The sequence below is a fragment of the Sphingorhabdus sp. genome, assembly GCF_046292425.1.
Classification (GTDB): Bacteria; Pseudomonadota; Alphaproteobacteria; order Sphingomonadales; family Sphingomonadaceae; genus Sphingorhabdus_B.
The window spans coordinates 1-6,240 of the sequence record NZ_JBKBQV010000085.1; the positions used below are offsets into that span (position 1 = coordinate 1).

General features: G+C 57.5%; 10 protein-coding genes. 4 read left to right on the forward strand and 6 right to left on the reverse strand.

What is annotated here, in order from left to right; translation table 11 throughout:
• The 5 genes from ACK4S7_RS12810 to ACK4S7_RS12830 form a co-directional block, all read right to left on the reverse strand.
• Positions 1-420 (reverse strand): hypothetical protein (locus ACK4S7_RS12810; protein ID WP_409647552.1); only part of this gene is annotated, 420 nt, incomplete at its 3' end.
• A 271-nt stretch (positions 421-691) separates the two neighbouring features.
• Positions 692-1,051, reverse strand: coding sequence for a hypothetical protein (locus ACK4S7_RS12815; RefSeq protein WP_409647555.1), 360 nt, complete (start codon positions 1,049-1,051; stop codon positions 692-694).
• A 477-nt stretch (positions 1,052-1,528) separates the two neighbouring features.
• On the reverse strand, positions 1,529-1,792 hold the full coding sequence (locus tag ACK4S7_RS12820) for a DksA/TraR family C4-type zinc finger protein (protein ID WP_409647558.1): 264 nt from the start codon (positions 1,790-1,792) through the stop codon (positions 1,529-1,531).
• The gene (locus tag ACK4S7_RS12825; RefSeq protein WP_409647562.1) at positions 1,792-2,040 is read right to left on the reverse strand and encodes a hypothetical protein; all 249 of its coding nucleotides are present in this window, start codon (positions 2,038-2,040) and stop codon (positions 1,792-1,794) included. Before ACK4S7_RS12825 ends, ACK4S7_RS12820 begins: the two co-directional genes overlap by 1 nt.
• Entirely contained in the window at positions 2,040-2,357 is a 318-nt protein-coding gene (locus ACK4S7_RS12830) for a hypothetical protein (protein ID WP_409647564.1), read from the reverse strand. The genes ACK4S7_RS12825 and ACK4S7_RS12830 overlap by 1 nt, the downstream gene beginning before the upstream one ends.
• A gap of 124 nt (positions 2,358-2,481) precedes the next feature.
• Between ACK4S7_RS12830 and ACK4S7_RS12835 the strand changes: the two genes are divergently transcribed.
• Positions 2,482-3,033 (forward strand): pseudouridine synthase, encoded by a 552-nt coding sequence (locus ACK4S7_RS12835; RefSeq protein ID WP_409647567.1) that lies wholly within the window; start codon positions 2,482-2,484, stop codon positions 3,031-3,033.
• 177 nt (positions 3,034-3,210) lie between these two features.
• Here ACK4S7_RS12835 and ACK4S7_RS12840 read toward each other — a convergent pair whose 3' ends face one another.
• Positions 3,211-4,362: a JmjC domain-containing protein gene (locus ACK4S7_RS12840; protein WP_409647570.1), complete on the reverse strand. Its 1,152-nt coding sequence runs from the start codon at positions 4,360-4,362 to the stop codon at positions 3,211-3,213.
• Between the two features lie 119 nt (positions 4,363-4,481).
• Here ACK4S7_RS12840 and ACK4S7_RS12845 point away from each other — a divergent pair, with 119 nt between their 5' ends.
• From ACK4S7_RS12845 to ACK4S7_RS12855, 3 genes are all read left to right on the forward strand, one after another.
• A complete protein-coding gene (locus ACK4S7_RS12845) occupies positions 4,482-4,790 on the forward strand; it encodes a hypothetical protein (RefSeq protein ID WP_409647573.1) in 309 nt (102 codons plus the stop codon).
• On the forward strand, positions 4,787-5,218 hold the full coding sequence (locus ACK4S7_RS12850) for a host attachment family protein (protein ID WP_409647576.1): 432 nt from the start codon (positions 4,787-4,789) through the stop codon (positions 5,216-5,218). The genes ACK4S7_RS12845 and ACK4S7_RS12850 overlap by 4 nt, the downstream gene beginning before the upstream one ends.
• A gap of 78 nt (positions 5,219-5,296) precedes the next feature.
• A partial coding sequence (locus tag ACK4S7_RS12855) for a DUF2339 domain-containing protein (RefSeq protein ID WP_409647579.1) occupies positions 5,297-6,240 on the forward strand: 944 nt, incomplete at its 3' end.

Genomic DNA, 6,240 nt, shown 5'->3' on the forward strand with positions numbered 1-6,240 from the left:
TGTGAGCTTCAGGATCAGTTGCGCCTTCAACGTTGGCAGATCCTGCTTGGTCGTGGGGGGCGCAGCCGGCAGCGCGCCGCCCTTCACCGATGCGCGGTGCGCGTTTAACAGCGCAATCGCCAGGCGATGCTTCTGCGCCCGCGCCTTCAACGTCCCATCGGCGGTCCGCGCGCTCGCCACCTGCAACGCCTCGGCCAGCAAATCGGTTTCGAGCCGCGCATAGCCTTCCGTCAGTGCTTGAGCCCAGGCCTCACGAAAGGCAGGCGACCGCCGTCGTTCGGCATAGACGGAAATGGAACTGACCCCCGCCGCCCGCGCCGACGCCGATACATTGGCCGTCTCCGCCAAATGGTCCAGAAACCGGGCACGGATTTTCACATTCAACCGCGCGTCCGGCACGGTTGCTTTATTGATGGCCATATCCAGCCCTCCTGAGCGCAAAGAAAAAGGGCCGAAGCGCGTGCCTCAGCCCATGGGATGATGATGAAAGCGGGTCACTGCGCGACTCGCAATTTTCGACTATGCCCAACCCTAACCAAATAGGGTTACGATGTCAACATATTTTTACCTATTTGGTTATATCTTTTGTGAAATTTGGATGTTGGGAGCGCGCACGATGAAGGGCATGCCCGTCGAGCAAAAAGGCGACGAGGTAATTAAGGACTTTTTTGTCGCAGTTTAGTACCGTGCTCTAGAGATAAGGTAAGATTGTACGTTCAAGTTCAAACGCAATTTGGCGCATAGTCGCCAGATGAGCATTTTGAATGGGTTTAGGAGGGTTTTCGCTGCCATCGTGGAATACAAATCCCAAACCCTCGTTCTTCATTTCTAAGTAAGGACTTGACGGCAACTCAGCATCGAAATGGCTTCCGCCATCTTTCGATCTGAGCGAAAATGTTAGGTTCATGCGACTGAGTTTTTTTCCGAGTCGATTCTCAAAAATCGGCTCGTTCCACCAATCAGCGAACGATAACTGTTTAGCTAACTTCGTGGACGGACCTTGATCGAGAATAGGGACGTGAAGGCAGTTTTCTGCCGTCATCTGCATCATGCACAACGGAGCCCAACTTATCAAATTGCCAGGCATTTGGGGCGTCGCATAAGATAGGAACTGCATCTTCCTACGAAGGCCCAATTGAGTAAGGACGGATTTACTTCTATTATTGCCGTCGTTGACAACGGTATAAACCGTGGTGGCTAGCCTTGGGCCTTCCCAAAAATTGCCGGCGTCATATCCGGCACAACTTGCTCTAAGAGCGAGTATCTGATGATTTAGCTGCTCTGTTAGTTCCTCATGAGTTCTTTTGTGCACCGCTATATTCATCACTTTAGTGTTTTACGTCTCCGCATACGATTCAGTCTAGTGCTTTATTTAGTTCCACGGAGAAAATTCCCACATGGACAATAGACCAAGTAGTTTTTACAAGTCCGCTCTTAACTTCTGCGAACTAAATATTTTTTAACGCCTAAATGAGCCGTTGTTACATGCACAAAATATACCTGCAATATTAGGTTACAAAATTTCACCCTACCGCAACTGACTATCCTTGCTCCCGCGCCGGTTAAAGCTGGAATGCTTCACGGACACATCCCGCGCGGCTTGGCAGGTTATACAGGTCCGCACGCCCGGCACAGCGGCACGGCGGCGTTCGGGAATAAGTTCGCCGCAGTCGTCGCAATATTCGGCGCTTTCGCCCGCTGGCATCCGCGCCCGTGCGCCGGAGACGGCGTCCTTGACGCTATCGTCGATCTGGTCCTGCACCGCGCCGTCGCGGGTCCAGCCGCCGGCCATCACCCATTCTCCGCATGTGGGCCAAGCGCGGACTGGATCACCAACCCCCACAGCGCCACATCATTCTCGTTCGACAAAGCCGGCGGCGGGGCGCGCAGGGTTTTTAGGACAGCAATCGCGTCCTCCTGAAAATCGGGCCAGTTGGCATCGACAAGGACAGATGCATCGTCATCGCCCGCCGCGCCTGCCGCATTGCGACTGAAATACTGGCCAGCGAGTACACGCGAAATCCGTTCGATAATCTCCATTATCGCGTCCCTCCATGTGGTTCGTCCGCGCCGCCCTCGCCTTCCTTGGGCGTGACAGGTGGAAAGCTGCCGCCACCGCCTACGGGGTCCGCGTCATAATCCTCCGCTGCGCCTGATCCGCCAGCACCTGCGCCTGCGCCCGTGACTTCGCCATTGCCATAGCCGGGCGGCATGCCGCGATTTTCATTTGCGTCATTAGGCTCTGATCCGGGGGCTTGGGGTTGAGCTTGAGGTTGGGGCGTCTGCGTGGTCGGGGTTTGCGTATTCGGGGCCTCAGGTTGGGCTGGGGGTTGGGCCGGGGTCTGGGGGTCAGTCATGTGTCAATCTCCTGTCCCACATCAACGGGCCTGCGCCGCTTGAAGTTCCCGCCCACACGCCAAAGCGAACACTGCCGCTGACAAGATGATATCCGTATGCTCGTCCTTCGGCTAAGGCAGGCAGATGTCCCGCATCATCCTGTTCAACAAACCCTATGGCGTCCTGCCGCAATTCACTGACAAGGGCACCGAAGGATCGCCGCGGCCTACGCTGTCGCAATTCGTCGATGTGCCGGGCGTGTACCCAGCCGGCCGGCTTGACATGGACAGTGAGGGACTAATGCTGCTGACCGACGACGGGCGATTGCAAGCGCGGGTTTCCGACCCAAAGTACAAATTGCCCAAAAGCTACCTCGTTCAGATTGAGGGCGAAGTGACTGACGCGGCGCTGGCGAACTTGCGGCGTGGCGTAAACCTCAAAGACGGGGTGACGTTGCCGTGCGAGGCCGAGCGGATTGCCGACCCCGAACTATGGCCGCGCGATCCACCAATTCGTGTGCGGCTGTCCGTGCCCGATAGCTGGATAGAACTCACCATCCGCGAAGGCCGCAACCGGCAGGTACGCCGTATGACTGCTGGTGTCGGGCACCCGACGCTTCGCCTCGTGCGGCGCGCCATCGGGCACTGGACGCTGGACGACCTTGCGCCGGGCACATGGCGCGAGGTTGAAGGCTAGGGCGTCACGGGACGCGCGATGCGCTTGCCCTTCGTCCGGCTGGTCAGGTGAAACTGGCCACAGCGGTCGCATGCATAATGCCGCAGCGTTATTGTCGCTGTGGCCACCGCCGCAAGCGCCTCTGCCTCCGATGCATAACGCGATTTCTTCTGGCAGATGCTCAGCCGGGTACGCAGATCATTCCTCGCTTTCGAACGCGACGCAGCCCATGTTGCATAGCTGCGTCACAAGATCGATGGCGGCTGAAGTGGTTGCCAGTCCGCTGTCCAGCACGATCCTGTCATGCGCGCAGATGTTTCGCGCCAGCTCCGCCAAGTCGCCGGTGCAGTCGAAGCATTCTCCATCGGCAAACAATGTCAGCGCGTCTGTTCCATTGGCGATGAAGACCATGCGGCTTGCCGGATTGCGCAGCAACGGTGATCCTTCGCTCATGGCAAGGCGGACATCGTCGGCTTCCAACGGCTCTTCGGGTCGCCAGTCCATATCGGCATATTTGGGCGTGCTGTTGAACGCGCCGAACCAGCGGGCGAAGCTGACGGGGTCCGACAAGGACTCCAACATCATTTGCTGCAACCGGGCCAGCGCCTCGGGCGAGATCTCGCCGGGATTGTCCTGCCGTTTCAGATCGGGGTCGCGGTACAAATCATCGTCCGGGATGCTCTCCAGAACATCGTCGACAAAATGCCCCAGAAGGTCCGACCGCGACGGCGCGCGAAATCCGACAGAGTAGGTCATGCAATCGGGTCCGACCGCAACGCCGTTATGCGCGATGCCGGGCGGGACGTAAAGTATATCGCCCGGCTCAAGCACCCATTCCTCAAGCGGTTCGAATTCCGCGAGCAGTTTCAGATCGTCGTGCGGCAGCAAAGTCGTTTCGGCGTCGCAATGCGGCCCGATCTGCCACCGGCGGCGCCCAAGCCCCTGAATCAGGAAAACATCATATTGGTCAAAATGCGGCCCGACCCCGCCCTCGTCGGCAGCAAGGCTGACCATCACATCGTCGATGCGCCAGTTGGGAATGAAACGGAATGGCGCGATAAGATCAGCGACTGCGGGAACATGTTGGTCAACCGCTTGCACCAGCAAAGTCCAATGTGACTCTCCAAGTCCGGCCAGTCGCTCTTCGCCTTGCGGCCCCTGCTCCATATCCCATCCGCTCGATGACTGACAGATCAGTCGCGACTCCACTTCTTCCTCGCACGCCAGTCCGGCCAGCTCATCCGGCTCAAGCGGGTTTTGCCAATGGCCCCAAGGGCTGCGGATCAGCAGCGGTTTTTTCTGCCAATATTCGCGCAGAAAGAGGTCGATGTCGAAATTTTGAAAGTCCATAATTCTTCGCTGTGCATAAAGGCTGCGAAATGCAAGCCTTGCCGCTCGTCACTTGCCCGGCGGACGGAACAAAAGCCTCCGTTCACCATTAGTCCTGTTTCAAGAGGAGGAGCCAAAAAATGGTACAGGAACGAATAGTAGAAACCACAGACGCACAGGGTACAGTCGTGGAGCGCGCCTATGAGCGCGATACCGGACCAGCATCAGTCACAGTAAACACTGCGCCGAACGGCGGAAGCGGTTTTGGCGCAATTATCGGTATTTTGCTTTTGGCAGTGCTTGCCGTCGGCGGCTATCTGCTTTTCACCAAAAGCAGTTCTGAAGAACGTAAAGATAATGCGGTGGCGGAAGCCGCCGATGATGTTGGTGCGGCTGCCCAAAAAGCTGGCGCTGCGGTCGAAAAGGCAGCGGACAAGATCGCAAATTGACGGGCATTGCCATCCCGCATGACACGTTGCTGCTTGTCGCGGATGGCGAGAAAATGATGTTCCTGCGCAACCACGGAAATGGTGCGCAGCCTGAATTCGCGCTCGAAACGCGGCAGGACCGCCCGGACCTTTCCGATAGTGAGGGAAAGACAGACACGGCGACGGGGGGCGGTGATCAGGAATATCACAAGGATGAGGAAAACCGCTTTGCCGCGCATCTTGCTGACCAGTTGCGGATGCGGGCGCTGGCGCATGACTTTGAAGCACTGATCATTGTTGCGCCACCCCGCACGCTTGGAGAACTGCGAAAAAATCTGCACGGCGAAGTCGAAAAGCGCATCATCATGGAACTGGCCAAGGAAATGACTGATCGGCCAATTCCTGACATAACTGCCATGTTGATGACTCGAAGTGGTACAACCGACTGATCCGGCACGTCGCCGTTTTCCGTTTGCCGTACAGTCAAAGCGCGCCATAAAGGCCCCTTATTCAGCCTAGGGGGCCTTTTGCTCGTTGTTGTTCTTTTTGTCGCCGTCATTGGTCTGGCTTTTTATGTCTACCTGATGCGTGCCGACGTACGGTATCTTCGCCGTCGGATCGAGAGGCTTGAGGATCTTGATTGGTCCAACAGCGCTGTCGGCGAGCAACCCAAAGTGCATGCCCCGCCAGCGCGCGTCGTTGTCGCGAAACAGGCTGCCCAGCCTCCTGTCCAGACGCAGAAACCGGAAGCGGAGCAAACTCCGACACCACTCGACGAACCGACACAGTCGCCTCCCGCGTCAGCGCGGATCAATTTCGAAAATGTTGTTGGCGGGAAACTTCCCATTTGGGTTGGCGGCATTGCGTTGGTCTTCTCCGGGTTTTTCCTTGTCCGTTATACGATTGAGGCTGGTCTGTTCGGGCCAGCCGCCAGATCCGTTACCGCAACAATTTTCGCTGCACTGCTAATTGCGTTCAGCCTGTTTGGCGCCAGGCTGCCGAAAATCGGCGAATCCTTTGCTTCTGACCCGCGTGTCGGCCAAAGCCTTGCGGGTGCAGGCATCGCTACACTTTATGGCACGCTGTACATGGCGGCGGAGATTTACGGGCTGTTCGGCATCGGCGCTGCGTTCGTAGCGGTTGTCGTCACCACCATGATCGCCTTCGCGCTCGCACTGCGCCATGGTCCACCCACGGCGTTGATGGGTCTGTTTGGCGGTTTCGTCGCGCCATGGGTCGCGGGCATGGGCGCGAGCAATTTGCCAAGCCTGTTGCTTTACCTTGCTGTGTTCATTGCGGCTCTGTTCGGCCTTGCGGTTTGGCGCCGCTGGCTTTGGTTGCTGGTACTGGCATCAGGCGGCGGATTGTTGTGGAGCCTCGCGATGCTGTTCGCCGCCAACAGCAATTTGGCGCTGCTCGGCGGGTTCATCGCAATCACGGGCGCAGGTGCAATTTTTGCAGCGAAGCGTTT